20 protein-coding genes are annotated in these 15,113 nt (G+C 41.2%); 13 read left to right on the plus strand and 7 right to left on the minus strand.

Translation table 11 applies throughout. The annotated features are described in order from the left end of the window. The first annotated feature begins 240 nt into the window (after positions 1 to 240). The 4 genes from ACRD67_RS08400 (at position 241) to ACRD67_RS08415 (ending at position 2,891) form a co-directional block, all read left to right on the plus strand. The gene (locus tag ACRD67_RS08400) at positions 241 to 1,011 is read left to right on the plus strand and encodes a helix-turn-helix domain-containing protein (protein WP_430966683.1); all 771 of its coding nucleotides are present in this window, start codon (positions 241 to 243) and stop codon (positions 1,009 to 1,011) included. A 62-nt stretch (positions 1,012 to 1,073) separates the two neighbouring features. Further along, positions 1,074 to 1,499: an SRPBCC family protein gene (locus ACRD67_RS08405; RefSeq protein ID WP_430966684.1), complete on the plus strand. Its 426-nt coding sequence runs from the start codon at positions 1,074 to 1,076 to the stop codon at positions 1,497 to 1,499. A gap of 5 nt (positions 1,500 to 1,504) precedes the next feature. Further along, complete coding sequence (locus ACRD67_RS08410; protein WP_430966685.1) at positions 1,505 to 2,242, plus strand: hypothetical protein; 738 nt, start codon at positions 1,505 to 1,507, stop codon at positions 2,240 to 2,242. A 163-nt stretch (positions 2,243 to 2,405) separates the two neighbouring features. After that, positions 2,406 to 2,891, plus strand: a complete 486-nt coding sequence (locus tag ACRD67_RS08415; RefSeq protein WP_430966686.1) for a hypothetical protein — start codon at positions 2,406 to 2,408, stop codon at positions 2,889 to 2,891. A gap of 56 nt (positions 2,892 to 2,947) precedes the next feature. Here ACRD67_RS08415 and ACRD67_RS08420 read toward each other — a convergent pair whose 3' ends face one another. Then, positions 2,948 to 3,823 (minus strand): alpha/beta hydrolase family protein, encoded by an 876-nt coding sequence (locus ACRD67_RS08420; protein ID WP_430966687.1) that lies wholly within the window; start codon positions 3,821 to 3,823, stop codon positions 2,948 to 2,950. Between the two features lie 185 nt (positions 3,824 to 4,008). Here ACRD67_RS08420 and ACRD67_RS08425 point away from each other — a divergent pair, with 185 nt between their 5' ends. Together ACRD67_RS08425 and ACRD67_RS08430 are read left to right on the plus strand one after the other, a co-directional pair. After that, positions 4,009 to 4,629 carry an ATP synthase subunit B family protein gene (locus ACRD67_RS08425; RefSeq protein ID WP_430966688.1) on the plus strand — a complete coding sequence of 207 codons (621 nt, stop codon included), beginning with the start codon at positions 4,009 to 4,011 and terminating at the stop codon, positions 4,627 to 4,629. Positions 4,630 to 4,801: 172 nt separating this feature from the next. Next, positions 4,802 to 5,212, plus strand: a complete 411-nt coding sequence (locus ACRD67_RS08430; RefSeq protein WP_430966689.1) for an EthD family reductase — start codon at positions 4,802 to 4,804, stop codon at positions 5,210 to 5,212. Between the two features lie 19 nt (positions 5,213 to 5,231). On the opposite strand, the gene ACRD67_RS08435 is transcribed toward ACRD67_RS08430, so the two are convergent. Beyond that, positions 5,232 to 5,441, minus strand: a complete 210-nt coding sequence (locus ACRD67_RS08435) for a YgaP family membrane protein (RefSeq protein WP_430966690.1) — start codon at positions 5,439 to 5,441, stop codon at positions 5,232 to 5,234. A gap of 250 nt (positions 5,442 to 5,691) precedes the next feature. Beyond that, the gene (locus ACRD67_RS08440; protein WP_430966691.1) at positions 5,692 to 6,204 is read right to left on the minus strand and encodes a GNAT family N-acetyltransferase; all 513 of its coding nucleotides are present in this window, start codon (positions 6,202 to 6,204) and stop codon (positions 5,692 to 5,694) included. A 202-nt stretch (positions 6,205 to 6,406) separates the two neighbouring features. Here ACRD67_RS08440 and ACRD67_RS08445 point away from each other — a divergent pair, with 202 nt between their 5' ends. Both ACRD67_RS08445 and ACRD67_RS08450 read left to right on the plus strand, forming a co-directional pair. Then, positions 6,407 to 6,793, plus strand: coding sequence for a hypothetical protein (locus tag ACRD67_RS08445; RefSeq protein ID WP_430966692.1), 387 nt, complete (start codon positions 6,407 to 6,409; stop codon positions 6,791 to 6,793). Positions 6,794 to 6,817: 24 nt separating this feature from the next. Further along, on the plus strand, positions 6,818 to 7,276 hold the full coding sequence (locus ACRD67_RS08450; protein ID WP_430966693.1) for an HAD domain-containing protein: 459 nt from the start codon (positions 6,818 to 6,820) through the stop codon (positions 7,274 to 7,276). Positions 7,277 to 7,362: 86 nt separating this feature from the next. Here ACRD67_RS08450 and ACRD67_RS08455 read toward each other — a convergent pair whose 3' ends face one another. The 3 genes from ACRD67_RS08455 to ACRD67_RS08465 all read right to left on the minus strand — a co-directional run bounded on the left by ACRD67_RS08455 (position 7,363) and on the right by ACRD67_RS08465 (position 8,765). Beyond that, positions 7,363 to 7,818, minus strand: a complete 456-nt coding sequence (locus ACRD67_RS08455) for an SRPBCC family protein (protein WP_430966694.1) — start codon at positions 7,816 to 7,818, stop codon at positions 7,363 to 7,365. Between the two features lie 7 nt (positions 7,819 to 7,825). Beyond that, a complete protein-coding gene (locus ACRD67_RS08460) occupies positions 7,826 to 8,158 on the minus strand; it encodes an ArsR/SmtB family transcription factor (protein ID WP_430966695.1) in 333 nt (110 codons plus the stop codon). A gap of 232 nt (positions 8,159 to 8,390) precedes the next feature. Further along, entirely contained in the window at positions 8,391 to 8,765 is a 375-nt protein-coding gene (locus ACRD67_RS08465; protein ID WP_430966696.1) for a putative quinol monooxygenase, read from the minus strand. Between the two features lie 137 nt (positions 8,766 to 8,902). Here ACRD67_RS08465 and ACRD67_RS08470 point away from each other — a divergent pair, with 137 nt between their 5' ends. The 3 genes from ACRD67_RS08470 to ACRD67_RS08480 all read left to right on the plus strand — a co-directional run bounded on the left by ACRD67_RS08470 (position 8,903) and on the right by ACRD67_RS08480 (position 11,904). Next, entirely contained in the window at positions 8,903 to 9,895 is a 993-nt protein-coding gene (locus ACRD67_RS08470; protein ID WP_430966697.1) for a GlxA family transcriptional regulator, read from the plus strand. Between the two features lie 202 nt (positions 9,896 to 10,097). Then, entirely contained in the window at positions 10,098 to 10,709 is a 612-nt protein-coding gene (locus tag ACRD67_RS08475; RefSeq protein WP_430966698.1) for a hypothetical protein, read from the plus strand. A gap of 238 nt (positions 10,710 to 10,947) precedes the next feature. Beyond that, positions 10,948 to 11,904, plus strand: a complete 957-nt coding sequence (locus ACRD67_RS08480; protein WP_430966699.1) for a hypothetical protein — start codon at positions 10,948 to 10,950, stop codon at positions 11,902 to 11,904. Between the two features lie 86 nt (positions 11,905 to 11,990). Here ACRD67_RS08480 and ACRD67_RS08485 read toward each other — a convergent pair whose 3' ends face one another. Next, positions 11,991 to 13,040: a DUF3667 domain-containing protein gene (locus ACRD67_RS08485; RefSeq protein ID WP_430966700.1), complete on the minus strand. Its 1,050-nt coding sequence runs from the start codon at positions 13,038 to 13,040 to the stop codon at positions 11,991 to 11,993. 146 nt (positions 13,041 to 13,186) lie between these two features. Here ACRD67_RS08485 and ACRD67_RS08490 point away from each other — a divergent pair, with 146 nt between their 5' ends. Next, positions 13,187 to 13,993, plus strand: coding sequence for a LytR/AlgR family response regulator transcription factor (locus ACRD67_RS08490; protein WP_430966701.1), 807 nt, complete (start codon positions 13,187 to 13,189; stop codon positions 13,991 to 13,993). A gap of 371 nt (positions 13,994 to 14,364) precedes the next feature. Then, the gene (locus ACRD67_RS08495; RefSeq protein ID WP_430966702.1) at positions 14,365 to 14,955 is read left to right on the plus strand and encodes a hypothetical protein; all 591 of its coding nucleotides are present in this window, start codon (positions 14,365 to 14,367) and stop codon (positions 14,953 to 14,955) included. Positions 14,956 to 15,113: the final 158 nt, after the last annotated feature.

Raw genomic sequence — 15,113 nt, forward strand, 5'->3', positions numbered from 1 at the left:
ACATGGTTAATATCCTTTACTGGTCCGACATGGATTCCTGAATCAACTGGGGAAGAATTTTAAACAGATATTTTACATTATATTGGAGCTATTGATACAGTACAGATAAAGGATATATGTCCTTTAGCCAATTGTTGTGAAATATAAAGAATGATACTCGAGCACAAAAGAATGGACCTATTTGGGAAGCTGTTATTTGAAACAATTGTTCTCAAGCCCCCATTTAAAAAACCGAATCCCATGCCTGATGAAGCCTGTTTTCTTTATGTAATGGAGGGTACCTATGATTCTACCTCAGAAAATGAACAGCTTAGGATTAATGCCAAAGAGGCGGTATTGATGAAATGTGGAAATTATTGGTCGGACATGGTTCCAACTCCAGATACTAATAAATACCAAGCCGTGGCGGTGCATTTTTTTCCTGAGGTGTTATTGAAAATCTATGAAAATAAATTACCTGAGTTTCTTAAAAAGCAGGATGCTGCAGGAGTAATTGGTATGGCTAAGCTCCATCAAGATCAACTCATTGCCAAATACATTGATTCCTTGTTATTTTATTTTGAAAACCCAGAGGTTGTTGACGAAGAAATTCTGGTTTTGAAGCTGAAAGAAATTATATTATTGCTCAGTAAAACGAAAAATGCGCCTGAGATTAAAACAATATTGTCCAACCTTTTTCAGCCCAACTCCTATACACTGAGGGATATTGTTGATGCGCACGTATATTCATCAGTTACCATTGCAAAATTGGCGAGTCTTGCAGCAATGAGCCGCTCTACATTTAAGCGTGAATTCCAAAAAGCATACGGACAATCACCAGCTACCTACTTTCGCAATAAAAAAATTGAAATGGCACTTGAATTATTGGCTAAAACCGACTTGAGAGCAACTGAAATAGCTTACGAGTGCGGTTTTTCGAGTGTAGCTCATTTTTCAAGAATCTTCAAACAAAAAAAGGGTCTTCCCCCAACAATCTACAAGCTGAACCATTTTGGCAAATCATTGAACTAGCTGGGCAAATAACTATTTTCTAAGTTTAGCACATTTGTCTTCATCATTAAAACTTAAAACTCATGAAGACAATCGAAGAAAAAATCTCAAAAAATTTAGATGTTACCCCTGATAAAGCATGGGAAGTAATCGGTGCAATTGGAGGAGTGGACAGATGGTTTAGTTCGCTAATTAAAACTTGTAGCGTAGCAAATGGTAAACGTTTTTGTCAAACAATAGATGGTACCGATCTGGTTGAGGACATTTTGGAGGTAAACCATGAAACCAAAACCTTTCGTTTTGCCATCCCGCAACAAACCATGTTACCCGTTGAAGATATCGTAGAAACAATGACCGTTCGAAATGACGGTAATGGAAAGAGCATCGTGGATTGGTCTGCTTCCTTTAAAGCGACACCCGAAAACGGTGAAATAGCAAAAGAAGCATTCAAAAACCTTTGGAACACGGGCTTACAGGAAATGGAAACATATATCAATCAAAATCTATAATAACCATGAAATCATTGGTAATGGGTGTAATGGTAGCACTACTAACCTCATGTTCAACAAATGAAGAAAAAGTAGAATCCAATACAAAGCAAAAGATGAATAATCAAGAAATAATTAACGTGGCACTATTCTACCTGAAAGATGGACAAGAAAATAAATTTGAAAAACTAAGATCAAGGGGCAATGTATTGCTAGAAAAATATGGAGCCCGGATTGAAAGGGTAATAAAACCTACAACAGTAGCACAAGGAGATCTGGAACTTCCTGATGAAATCCATTTTGCCGTATATCCAAACATGGAAGCATTGGAAGCGTTTAACAAGGACCCAGAATTTCTAGCACTTAAAGCAGAGGTCGTAGCTCCGTCCGTAGAAAAAATGTATGGTTTTGTCACTAATAAAACAGCCTTTGAATTTACACGGGAAATAGGGGACAATAACAAAACGTATGGTGTGGCTTTGGTCTATTTTAAAGCAGGTAAAAAGTACGAAGACCAGTTTGCTGAATATCACGATGAGGCATGTGCTATAATTCCTGAATTTGGCACCCACTTTGAAAGATTCCTCTTCCCTATTGAAACGAAAGGAGAACTGGCACAACCCAGTGAGATCCATCGTTTTTATTTCGATTCAAAAGAAGGTATGCAACAAATGGTAACCGATGAACGGATGCTGAAATTATTTCCCAAACGAGATGAATCACTGAGCAAGCTGATCTTTATTCTTGGAGAAGCTATTCAGTAATGTCACTACGTTTCACAATAGTGTATAAAAGCAATAGTGGTGGAGAGGTTCTGGAAACTCTTTAGCAATTCAGTAACTTAGTAATGGTTTAAAAGTATAGTGCTTTTATACCAACCGTTAGCTCCAACTGAATTGCTGCGCCTAATTAGAACTAAGAGACCAGATGGAACTTTTAAAGGAATATTTTACACCATGGATAATATCCAATAGTATTGCCCTTTTATTTCTAGTGGCATCCATTCGAAAACCTAAATTAGCACGCTTCTTATTTGTGCTGTTATTTTCCTGGGCGTGTTGGATCAACTACACCACATCCCATGGCAGTCCAGGAGTTTATTTGGAGTATGCCACTTTTACGCCTTTCCACCTATACAAAGCGTTCATAAAAGGTTGGTTCAAGGAAAATGTTACCTTGATGGTCACGGCTATTTCCTTTGGACAGGCGTTGATAGCCTTAGGTATGATGCTCAGTGGTAGGTGGGTACGTCTTGCTTGTATGGGTGCCATCATCTTTTTTCTGGCCATTTCACCACTCGGTGTTGGCTCTGGATTCCCCGCACCACTTATTTCGATTGTAACGGTTTATTTTATCCTGAAAAAAGATGATTTAAATTACCTATGGAGTAAAAAAGGACACGCTAAATTTTAACGGCAATGGGAGCAAACAAGGGATTACATATTTTTTAATGGGCGGACGTGGAGACATTAGTTGGTCAAATGACGCTTTACAAAAGCGATCACGTCCTCTTCGTATTGTTTAAGCGCTTCCTCACTCGCGCCTTGATAGGCCGTAAAGGCAATCTTATCGCCCCGCTTTACCGTCACTTTTTCCAACGGCCCCTCAAATAACAAATGCCCGGCGTTTTCATAAAAGATAAATTGGATCGGGTGCCCTTTTTCCTTTTGGGCGTTTAGCCAGGTTTCCAAGGATATGGGGGAGGAGGGATAGGTCCTTGTCCATACATAATCGGTGTCCGATTTTCCGGCCCAGGTGTCCAGCTTGCCAAAGGGGACGATGGTGGGAATACGGAGGTCGCCAAGCTCATATCCGGTAGCTGCCGGAGCTTCAGAGATTATGCCCCTTATGGGATACTCCGCTAGTTTGCTCCCAGCGTATAATATGGTGCGCCCCCCATTGGAGCCACCATAAAAAAAGATATTTCGATCGTCCCATCGATCATTGCTGGCCGCATAGGCCACCGCGCCCTTAAAAACGTTCCAGATAAGGTTCTGCTTCCCGTTGTTGGTCACCCTGCGGGTCACAAACTCCCAATCCAACCCGTTCATCTCGTAGGCATCAAAGGAAAGGGTGGCAAAGCCGTTGCGGCGGAACATTTCCACCCGGGCACGATCATCGTCGCGATAACCCGCACCGCCATGCGCGTAGACTACAATGGGCGCCTTCTTTCCTTTGGGTGTCCAGATCTCAACGGATTTATGGTCGGGGTCAAAGCTGGCAAAGGGCCCTAGGGTGGTGTACCGGCCCCGGGAGCCTACTTCCTTGAGTTGCGCGGTTTGGGATACTACTTTACATCCAAAGCTTAGGAACACGACAAGAAATACAAAAAGCAATTTTTTCATTTCATCAATTTTTTTGGTCATACCCAAAAGACGGATTTTTTTATACAGTGTTGCAGGGTTTTTGGCGTACCAAGTACCAATGGTAAAATTTTGACACTTTGGAAGAGCAAAACCGTATGCTTTTATCAGCTATATTTGAGGTGTAAAGAACACATACAATTGTCACCTCGTTTGAAGAAAAATAAATGACTGAGAACAGATTTCTGGATTCACTAAAAGAGAAAGAGGATTTTGAATTGGAAAATATCATAGCGGACAAAAAAGCTTACGTCGAGGAAGCTAGAATTGCTGCAATTCAAATTTTAAAGGAGCGGAAAGGCAAAACAGCGGATTTAGAAAGCGCTGAGAATGAAATCAAAACGGTGCAGGAGGAAAGAGCGATTGCACATCAAAAAACAGCTGAAGAGGAGAAAAAGAAAAGCAGTTTAACTGACGACCAAAATGCCCCAGAATTACATTCAAAAAGGGTAATCACAGTTTTTGCTGGAATATTTTCGACCATCTTTGGGGCCGTCCTGTTAATGTATAATATGAAACAAACGGGCAATCAAAAAGGTCGGACCCAGGTTTTGATTTTCGGAATTCTATACACAATTGCATGTGTGGCCATTTTAAACGCATTGGAAGCTAGGGCGAATCTTGCACTAATTTTCAATCTAGCCGGTGCTGGCATACTGACTGAATATTTCTGGAATAAGTTTATAGGGAAAAGTTTTAAATACCGAAAAAGAAGTTGGATCAAACCCGCCATAATATCTGTGGTTATTATGATTCCATTCATACTTGCAATAATCTATGGAAGATAGAAAACTGGATAGAGAGGTATGACATACTTCCCTATTGAAACGGAAATTGATTAATTTTTGTATTATCCCATAATTTCCGGATAAAACACTTGCAAACACCCCAAAACAGGGAATTATGCTTAAATTACCACTATAAACAGTAAGCTTTTACAAATCATTAAATCCTAGCAATATGAAAACCAAATTTATCCTCCTAACCCTGGGTGCCTTGATACTCTTTACGAGTTGGCAACTGACCACGGAAACAGATACGCCTAAAACCAAAAAGGGCATGATCAAAGTGACCATATTGTATCCGAACAGTGAAGGGAAATCCTTTGACATGGACTACTATTCCAACAAACACATGCCCATGGTGGCCAGTTTGTTGGGCGACTCCCTAAAGCTGTTGAAAATTGATAAGGGCATAGGGGGCAGGACGCCCGATGAGCCCATTCCCTATTTGGCAATCGGCTATCTGTACTTCGATAAACTTTCGGCCTATCAAAATACGTTTGGACCTAATGCGGAGCAGATCGTAGGGGATATCCCCAACTATACCAATATTCAGCCCATTGTCCAGATTAGTGAGGTCTATCAATGATAAGGGCCAAAGTTTAAGGTCACTTTTGCTTGGTAGCGCAGGTACTTAACCCAAAAGGGGCATACAGTGGGCAGAAACTAATGAAACTCGTAAGCACAAAGACGCCGGCCAGAATAAGGAGTACTACTCCCAAAGTGCCGCTTATGGTTCCCGTGGTATAGAGCACTGCTATGACCGCAGCCAATACAAATCGAACAATCCGGTCCGTAGACCCCATATTTTTTTTCATGATACCAAGTTTTAGTTAGATAAAAATTCCACGAGCAAAACAAGACCTGTCACCAGGGATATGCAGACGATGCATACCAGCAAAAGCTTCAGTATCTTCTTGCCCATGTTTCTTTTTATCAAAAATACATTGGGAAATTGAGCTGTAAAGTGACTTTCGTCACATATGGCATTGCAATGTTTGGATCCAAGCAAAAGTCCAAAGAACGATTCCAGGCCATAACAAAGATTTGATTATTATAACAGGTTTACTACCATGGCAATCCCTTCAATTCAATTTTTCGGGGATCCATTTTCTCTTTTTTCGTCAGCAACATGGTGTTCGACGCCCATAGTTTTTCCCCTGTCGATTGGTCAAAATAAACGGGACAAGCTACCGTATACCAATTTAGTTTTTTATAAAAGGGAACCAGATTATCGGCACAAAGTAAAAGTCCCAGGTCGCAATTCAAATCTTCAAACAGTAAATACTCCGTCGCCTTGAGTGTTTTGGCCGCGTATCCATGGCCGCGAAACGCTTTTGGGGTAATCACATTATTGATTCCACCAACCTTGAACGTCTTGTCGTCAATGCTGATTTCCCTTTCCACGATATTGTAGAAGGTGGCAATACAATTGCCCTCATAACGTATGACGGTCCAGTCGGGCCTTGCCCATTCGGTTTCTTTAACCAGGGGAATATGCCCAAACTCAGTGTCTATATAGGAATTTAGCTCCGCTTTGACTTGCGCTGACAATTCGCCATGTTTCTTTATTTCGATCATTGGTGTCACTTGGAAAAAGTAAAGTACCATTTCTAAGGACTCCCGTCAACTTTTTTTCTAAAAACTACCTTCCCAATAAAGTAATGAAACCGAAGTATGCGCTTAGCCCGTTGTGGCCCTTGTTCAAGCTTCATGTAAGTGAAATAAAAAGGCACTGACCAGGGGACATTGCATCTTTTACGGTAGTAGGAGAAAAGAAATTATGCAAGAAATCACCTTAAAAAAAGTGAGGGCCCTGCTAGATTCTGGTTCACTTGAACTGAGCGCAACTCAACAAGAAGTTTGTCTGCCCATTTTGCAAAGAATATACAAGAAAATGAAATATGGAATAATGTTTGACCATATACGCGTAAATGGTACTAGAATTGTAGATGGACATCATAGGTACATATGTACCCTGTTGTCGAACGTTAAGATCGGTATCAACCATTGGCCTATACCATCCACAACGGTGAATTATAGTTGGAGTGAGGTGGTTATTAACGATGAGGATTATGAAACTGAAACAATGATTTTAGAACATAATATTAGGGATGCTGAACTCAACGATGTGGATGTAGGCGTTTTGAATGATTTACTAAACATTTGATATCTTTGTAAGATGTTAGTACTCTTGGATATAGATGGAGTAATGGTTCCCGCTAGCCATTGGAAACGTCCGGAATTTGAAGCCGACGGCTTCCCAAAGTTTAGCAAAAAAGCAACTGACGCCCTCCAGAAAATCATTTCTGAAACGGGTGCAGGGATTCTATTGATCACTTCGCACAAGTCTAGCTACAGTATTGCCCAATGGCAAGCTATTTTTTCTGTTAGAGGTTTCGAAAACCTACGCATTAAAAAACTTCATAAAAACGCAGGAAACCTCAATAGGAGAGAGGAGATTATGAAATGGGTCGAAAAGGGGCATGAAAGCCCTTTTGTAATCATTGATGATGACAAAACCCTAAATAATCTGCCTAGTAACATAAAGTCAAAACTTGTGCAACCTAGCGCTACTGCGGGGTTGAATGAAGCATTGGCCAATACGGCCATAAGCATATTAAAATCTCCGCAAGGTGCTTTAACGGGCTAAAGTAGCATATCATAGTTGGAAAAAGTCCAAGGTATACACCATAATCTCATGGTTTATTCCTGGAAACTGTAATTAAGTGGTTCCTATTATCCGTTATACTGCTCCATAAGCGCCTTGCCGTTTTCCAGATATTCCTTTAGGGATTCTAGGATCAGGAATTTCCATCCGCCCACGAAATTGTCCCGAACAAAATCCAGGTTGTCCGACGGGAAGGATTCAATACCCTCATGGGTAAGCTTTAGCCTCGTTTTCTCGCCATCCGGATACAGTTCAAAGGTGACGAAGGAAATCCCGGCATATCCTTTATATTTCCATGAATACTTGAGTCTTTTTAAAGGCACTATTTCCAAAATTTCGCAAATGTGGACGTAACGCTTATTTTCCTCACCCCCTTCAAAATGAAAGGTGTGGCCCACCTCCAATTTGAAGTCGGATATATCAAAATACCATTTTTTCATCAACTCCTTTTCCGTTAGGGCGCGCCAAACGAGCGCTGCGGGTGCATGATATTCCTGTTCAAGGACTAGTGGTTTGTTTTTCATGGGTTGCTTATGGTTTTGTATCGGATTTTGCCTGTAGTTCATGAAGCAAAGTATCCAATTGTTTGAATTTTCCTGTCCACATTTTCCTGAAGGGTGCTAACCAGTCCGCTACCTCGGTCAGTTTCTGCGCTTCCAGCGTGCAGTAACGTTCCCGTCCTTCTCTTTGAATGGAGATCACACCGCACTCTTGCAGGTATTTGATATGCAGGGATACCGCCTGCCGGGTCATGTCGAACTTCTCGGCCAAGGCATTGACATTCTGCGACTCGTTGGATAGGGACATCAATATACCCCTTCTGGTAGGGTCCGCTATGGCATTAAATACATCTCTTCTCATCATCAAGAACAACCTTTTATATGCAAGTATTTGCTTGCAAATATAAATGCAAGAGTTCACTTGCGCAAATTTTGAGCTTGTTTTCTTCAAACTGCTTTTACAAGGCGTTCGAAAATCGGCCAGAGGCTAGGGGAGTGGTACGCTATTTACCATCTTTGGCAGCATGCCAAAGCTAGGATGAAAGGGGTTTTCAAAATCCTTTTGCCATCCTTAGGCTTCAGAAAGTATGGGGATGCTACAGGTTTCTATTAAAACCAAAGGCATGACCCGCAAAAGTCGCGTTCAACCCCATGCCAATAGCGGCTTGTTTCAGTTGATCAGGCACCTCTCCACAGAATAAAAATGGTCCGGGTGCTGCAATTTGAAGCAAGGCTGGAAAGTGCCCGGCTGCGGTGGTACCCAAATGCTGGCCCAACGCGTCCCCGTCCTTGAACAAGTCAAGGACCATAAGCACACCGGTGATTGCATCAAAGTAACAATCAACCCGCAATGCTCCAGGTTCCGTTGCCTTCATTTCCTTTTCTACTTCCTTATAGATGGCTTTGAGTTCTTCTCCTTTTCCTGGCTTTGCGGTCCATTTGTACACCACGGTAATTTCTTGATTTTTCATATCCAATTGTCTTTGATTAATAATAGTACAACACAAAGGTATGGCACATATACGACCATTATGCATGTCTTTTTCGACATTTTAGAGGGTTGTTTCCGACAGTTTTGTTTTTTACCTTTGTAGTCAACATCATGATTATGAAGCATATTAGCGTAATTGTTCCCTCGGGGAGCAGCATTGTGGATACCATTATTGCGCCTTTTAACTTGCTCCAAATGGCAAATGCCTATGCCAGACGGTTAAAAGGACTTGGGGAAGATCAATTTAAAATAGACCTGGTCGGGTTGTCGTTGGAGCCCATAGTCTATCAAGAGCTGTTCTCCATACAACCAACAGCTACTATTGAAGAAATATCAAAAACGGATTTGGTCCTTGTCTCGCCCATAAGCGGGAATTTGGAGCAGGAAATCGAGAACAACAAGGAATTCATCGATTGGATAAAAAAACAGCGCATAGCGAACGGCACAGAAATAGCGAGCCTGTGCAAAGGAGCCTTTATCCTTGCCGAAACGGGATTGTTGAACGGCAAATCATGCGCCACGCATTGGACGGCACATGAACTGTTTCGACAAAGGTATCCGGCCGTGAAGCTGGTCCCTGAAAAGATTATCTGTGAGGACAATGGCATTTACTCCAGTGGTGGTGCCTACTCCATACTCAATTTTACACTGTACCTGATCGAGCGCTATTTTGGAAGGGAAACCGCCATATGGTGCTCAAAAGTTTCCGAAATCGATTTTAATAGGATCGGCCAGAGCGAGTTTATCATCTTTAGCGGCCAAAAGGAGCATTCCGACGAGTCCATAAAAAAGGCCCAACTTTACATTGAGGACCATTACGGACAACGGTTGAACATCAAAGAGATTGCAGACCTAGTCAATTTGAATGGCCGAAGCTTTTTAAGGCGATTTAAAAAGGCAACTTCCAATACCCCTTTGGAGTATATTCAACGTGTTAAGGTCGAGGCTGCAAAAAAGAAATTGGAATCCACCACCGATACTATCCTTGAAATCATGTACGGCATCGGATACCATGATGAAAAAGCCTTTAGGACCGCCTTTAGAAAGTACTCCGGATTATCTCCAAAGGAATATCGCGCTAAGTACAACCGCGAGATGGCCTTTTCCTAACCTTAAAAAGCATCAATTACCACTTAACTGTTATACGTACCGATGCATGGAATAACAACGATTACCGGTTATTTCTCCCATAGAACCCTGAGTAGCATTAGGATGATGCCCGCTCTTCAAACTATTATTTTTCAGCAAATTTGCTTATCTTGTTAAAGACGGTCCGTTGCGACGTATTGTTTAATGTTAAAATTGATGGGAGATGTTAACAAGTGTATTTATTTCGGTCATTGCAGGCGCTATATGTTTATTGTTTGCCATACTGTATAAGAAAAATGTCAAGGCTAGGATGGCTTTGGGCATTGTTGGCGTGGTGTTACTTTTTTATGGAGGGTTCGCCTATGGGGCCATGAAACCCTTGGCCTATCTTGAAATGTTCGACACCGGAAATAAATTACAGGTGGAATATCCTATAAAAAAGGTACAAGTGTTATCTCCCATTGACGGCGATGCCGTGAAATGCCGTATCCTTACTCTGGGTGTGTATCCCGAGGCCCATGACAAGGACATTTGGGTGCTGTTACGGCCTTCGGACGAAAAATACTATCCACAGTCAGACTACACCAATACCTCCTACAAGGAAAAAGGAAACTGGCAGGTGGTGACCCGATTTGGGGGCGACCAGGGCGAAACGTATGACTTGTTTGTCTATGAAACCGATGCTTCGGCCTCACAGTTTTTTAGCGAGACCATCGCAAAATGGAAAGCAACAGATGATTATGTGGGTTTACAAATGGAAGAATTACCCACTGGTGCTACGGAAATAGATAGAATCCAAGTCACCTTGGAAGGGAATTGCCGGGGAATACATTAATAGGTGCGATGGCCTTCTGGAAAGCAATGGTATTTTGCTTTATAGAATACGCAATTTAGTGTGTTTGGCATGATGGGCAATAGCTTTCCGCCCCTGGTGAGTACCGCCGGACCGGAAAACGCGCTTTACTCGCACCCCTGAAAATTCAAGAAAAAGATTGCGATTTACTCAGATTTTGTTCGCTTTTGGCATATCACGATGTATTTGATAACCCTATGCACAGGTTGCTCTTGATTAAATGGACGAAAAACAAATCATACAATGGTTGCTTGAGGGTGATGTTGCAATTCAATATCAGGTTCATCGGGATTTGTTGGGAAATGAAAAAAAGAGTCTTCAGGACAGGATAGCAAATGAAGGTTGGGGAAAACAGTTCTTATCCAAACGTAAGTCAAATGGACACTGGGGGGATAAGTTTTATCAACCCAAATGGATTTCTACCCACTATACGCTTCTCGACCTTCGTTATTTAAACTTGAATCCCGACAACGAGCTAGTAAAAGAATCGATTGAACAGGTGCTGGACACCTCGATTGCAGCCGATGGTGGCATTCAATTGGGACCTTCCACTGCGCACCGAAGTGACGTCTGCGTGAACGGGATGTTCCTGAATTACGCTTCATATTTCAATACCCCGGAAGAGGAATTACACACCATTGTGGATAGTATCTTATATGAGATAATGCCTGATGGCGGTTTCAATTGCAGGACCACAAGAAGTGGTGCAAAACACAGTTCCTTACACTCCACCATCTCTGTAATTGAAGGACTCAATGAATTTCAGAAAACAGGGTATACCTATCGGATGAATGATATTTCCAGCGCCAAAAAAAGTGCTGAAGAATTTATCTTAACGCATCGATTGTTTCTTTCCGACAGAACTGGGGAAATCATTCACAAGGACTTTTTGAAATTGTCCTACCCAAGCAGGTGGAGGTATGATATCCTCAGAGCTTTGGATTATTTCCAAAACAGGGGGAGAAAATGGGATAAAAGAATGCATGAAGCCCTGGCAGTAGTCCTGAAAAAACAAAACAAAAATGGTACTTGGAACGTGCAAGCGGCCCATCCTGGACAAGTGCACTTTGTGATGGAAAAAGCTGGCCAACCTAGCCGTTGGAACACCTTACGGGTCATGCGCGTTTTAAAACATTTTAGAAAAGATAAACTACGGCCCATCAGGGCTACCAGCTAATTGAATGCGACACGAGATCGTGCCAAAGTTCAAACTAGCGGTTTCTACGGATTAGGGCGGCGCTTTAGTCTTTCATCAAGAAGTACTTAATATAGCATAAAGGAAACAAAGACTACTCCAGCCATGGCCAGGGGAAGTACAAACAGCATATACAGCAATGCAATACTATTGGCCTTAAAAAATGCTCCGACCCAATGACTTTTGTAAAAGTTTCGCAAGGCTAGGATCAAGTAGAGGACTATGGACAAAATGACCGGCACCTCGATCCAGATGGGAATCTCAAACAGTGCATTGGCCAAAATAAGTACACAAAAGGTCATGAACAGGAAGGTGAAAAAATAAAAGCTGAACACCATATGATGTGCAAAACTACCACGCCTCCAGTAAAATAGTTTCAATAGGGCCGCAAATAGGGGCAACAAAACGAACATGGCTATGGGAACCGTATCATAGAGTGCCTTAAGGATGCCGCCGCCGCGTTGTTCGTATAGTTTCAACAGTTGTGTAAAGACCCTGGTGGTAAAAACACCTGCATTTTTTTTCATTCCCATGGCCTCGAGTTTTTGGGCCTGTGGCGCTCCCCCTTCAATCAGCGAATCCAATCTTTGTCTTTGAAAACCCCAGGAGGTTACCGGTATTCCCTCGCTATTGTCGATCAAGGAATCAATTGCCTTCATTTCCGCATCTGACATCCCGGTATGGACCTGGTTTGTCTTAAGCGCTTTTTTGGCGGCTTCGATCCCAACAGAATCTATTTTGACCGACATGGAATCCAGGGGTGCCTCTTGTTCCAAACTCCGCTCGAACGCCTTTGATACCTGGTTATCGGCCTTTCGAATGCTGAAGGAGAACACAAAAAAGAAGACCACTGATACAAAGAGATAGAATTGTGCAGGATGCAGATAAGATAGGCGTTTGCCATCTACAAAACGCCTGGCCAAGACCCCTGGTTTGGTCATTAGCGGGATAAAACTTTTGAAAAAACGGGCATCAATGGAGAAGTAGTTGCTTATGGTGTTGCTGAAGAGTACCCCAAAGGTGAGATTGTCCGCAGTTTCCTGTCCACAATAGGGACAATAATCAAAGCTGGAGTCAAAAGATCGCTCACAGTTTTTGCATTGGTCGGTGTTGGCCATGGAATATGGTTTGATTAAAGTTACAAAAAGTAGGTAGATATGGCTTTCTTCCAATTGTGGAGCTTTTCAAAAAATAAGATTATCTTAGTTATACCGAGTTGGGGATGTAATAATCCACCCTTACCCAGCACTTTTAATTATTGGAAATGTCTAAAATAAAGTTAAAACACCTAGTTTTTTTTATTGGACTCTTATGGATGTTCATCGCCAGTATAATGGTAATTGAGAAGGGTCTGGCAGACGCACCAAGCGAAAATGTATGGACCAAGAATATTATTTTTTCTTTAGGATGGTTGGTATGGGCAGCTTTCACCCCGATAATCCATTATAACTATCAAAAGTTCTCCATAATTAACACAAAAAAAACGACCTTCCTATTAATCCATTTTGGTCTTAGTATCCTAACTGCCTTTCTCTATTTCGTTTCAAGTGGATTTATCATGTATTTACTATGGAACCTATTTGTATACGAGGTCACTTATTTTGAAATGTTGCTTTTTCTTTTTGAAAAATTTCATTTTGATTTATTGATCTATTGGGTGCTAATAGGCGCATTTTCATTTGTGGATTGGGTTGGATTGAAAGATTTAAAAACAGATCATTACACGAATAATTATGTAGAGCGATTTGCTGTAAAAGTTGCCTTGAAAATATTAATTATACCGGTAGAGGATATAAACTATTTTGAAGCCTATGGTGATTATGTGAAAGTTTACTCCAAAAATAAGTTTCATTTGATAAATAATTCAATGAAGGAACTTGAGGAAAACCTACTGGATCCAAACAAATTTGTTAGAATACATCGCTCAACGATAATCAATATTGGTGACATTAGAGAGCTGGAGCCACATATGAACAAGGAGTTCTTCTTGACCCTAAATAATGGACAAAAATTAAAAGTTAGTAGGTCGTATCAAGAAAATCTAAGAAAAATTATTGCGAACGCAATTTAAAACAAGACGGTCCTCGGAAAATTATATCCAATTCACTACTTTCAATTCACCCTCATAGGAATACGGCTAGGACTGCCCTTGTTATCTATAGATATTGATATCATTAATCGAATAACGATAGCAATAAATTTATAAAGAAATTCCTTCCTCTTCAGATAGGTAATTTTAGTTTTTTTCTAGGTTTCATCTCCCCGCTCTAACAAAGTGCGAAAATTTATGCCCAAATTCCATTTAAACAGAACGGCTCATCTGGAGAATCGGTCTGGTTAACGTTATCGATCAACTCTTCGTAGAAAAGTGTTAGGACGCCACCTCACATCTTTCGGATATTTGTGCAAGTGCCAATAGATAATATAGAAAATTAAAATATTATGAAATCGACGTTTTTAACCGTATTGCTTTTTACATCATTCATATCATGCTCCCAAGAAAAAATCCCTGATGCTTCATGGCAATTAAAAACGGCTGTTCTGGCGGCACCAGAGGGCCAACGTGAGGGAGCCAAGGTCTATGGGTACGATTCCAATGGGAATATAGTGGTACTTCGCGAAGGAACAAATCAATATGTCTGTCTAGCGGATAATCCAGAAAATGAAGGGTTTCAAACTGCTGCTTACCATAAGGACTTGGATGATTTTATGACACGAGGCAGGGAACTAAGAAATCAGGGGAAAGGTTTCCAAGAAGTATTTGATACGAGGGAAAATGAGGTTAAATCGGGAAAACTCAAAATGCCTGATAGAACTACATTATTTATTTTTAGTGGTGATGTAAATCCGCAAACAAAAGAAATAGAAAATCAAAAAGTTCGATATGTTGTTTATATCCCCTATGCAACGGCCGAATCTACGGGATTGCCAGATGGACCAAAAGCTCCGGGTCATCCTTGGATTATGGATCCCGGCACACATAGGGCTCATATAATGATTACACCACCACAAGCTGCGGTTAAAGAAAAATGAGCAACTAGGCAGTCAGTCTGTTCGTTATAATAATTAACGTTCTCTTCAGATGGACGTAAAAAACACAGCTAGGCAAAAAGATATCGGACAAAATTGTTATTCAAGTTTAGCCACTGCCCTTTGTCGCTAGCCTTATTATTTATGACACAGCCTCCTTC

The organism is Eudoraea algarum, assembly GCF_050589645.1.
In the GTDB taxonomy this organism is placed as follows: Bacteria; Bacteroidota; Bacteroidia; order Flavobacteriales; family Flavobacteriaceae; genus JBNGOQ01.